The sequence below is a fragment of the Nonomuraea sp. NPDC003201 genome (genome assembly GCF_053590415.1).
The window spans coordinates 1-1185 of the sequence record NZ_JBSFTC010000765.1; the positions used below are offsets into that span (position 1 = coordinate 1).

General features: G+C 72.7%; 1 protein-coding gene. It reads right to left on the reverse strand.

Annotated elements, in window-relative coordinates; translation table 11 throughout:
- On the reverse strand, positions 1-930 hold a 930-nt coding region (locus ACWDX9_RS63495), incomplete at its 3' end, for an FAD-dependent monooxygenase (RefSeq protein ID WP_449973484.1).
- Between the last annotated feature and the right edge of the window lie 255 nt (positions 931-1185).

Here is a 1185-nt window from a genome sequence, read left to right on the forward strand (position 1 = left end):
CGGGGTGGCGAGGCTGGTGCCCTGCCCCGACAGCGGCGACGGGCTGTGCGCGGCGTCGCCGACCAGCGCGATCCGCCCGGCCGACCAGCGGTCCAACCGGACCTGGCTGGCGGAGTCGAAGTAGAAGTCGGGGGAGTGCGGCATGGCGGCCAGCAGTGTGGCGCTCTCCCAACCGGCGCCGGCGAAGGTCTCGGCGACCAGGCGCTGCTGTGCCGCGACGTCGCGGCGATCGGGCAGCACGGCGGGGGTGGGGAAGATGAACTGTGCCTTGGCGGCGGACTGCCGGGTGCTGTAGAGGTTCACGACCTTGCCCGGCGTCGGGTAGATCAGCTCCCAGCGGTCGAGGCCGAGGTGGTTGGGCACGGTGAACACGCACGCGTGCATGCCGAGCGGGCGCACGAACGTCGCCTCTTCGCCGAAGACCTGGGCCCGCAGGTTCGAGTGCAGCCCGTCCGCGCCGATCACGAGGTCGAACATGCGCGGCGCGGAGCGCGCGAAGGTCACCATGACGCCGTCGTGGCCCTGGGTGAGGCCGGTGATGCTGTCGCCGAACAGGTACTCCACGCCCTGCTTGGTCGCGTCGTACATGATGCGGGCCAGGTCGCCGCGCAGCACCTCGTCGTCGCCGGGGGCCCGCAGTCCGATGAGGTCGGGGCCCAGGGTCGCGAGCGGCTTGCCGGCCGCGTTCACCCAGGCGCCGCCGCGCATCCGCGTGCTGTACCGCTTGACAGCCGGGGTGAGGCCCATCCGGTCGACGACGTCCATCGCCACGCCGCGCAGGTCGACCTTGTAGCCGCCTTCCCGCAGCGCCGGGGCCAGCTCCACGACGGTCGGGGTGAACCCGTACCGCTGCAGCCAGTACGCGAGGGCGGGACCGGCCACGCTGGCGCCGGAGATCAGGACCGTCTTGTTCACGAGGTGTTGGGTCATGGCGACAGCGTCGCCGGTCCCGCTCGCCGGGCGCTCACCAAGCGCTCACCGTCACTCACCGGCCAGGTCGAGCACCTCCTCGGCGCTCAGCGCGCGGCCCCGGTGGCGTGCTTCGGCGTACCGGCCGGGGCCGAGCGCGCGTTCGGCCTCGGCGGCCGTCTCGTCCACGTCGCGGTGCCTGTTTCCAGCCGGGTCGCATCGGCTCCGGGGTGACCGCGTCGTTGAGCAGCATCACCACGTCGACCGCGCGGGTGT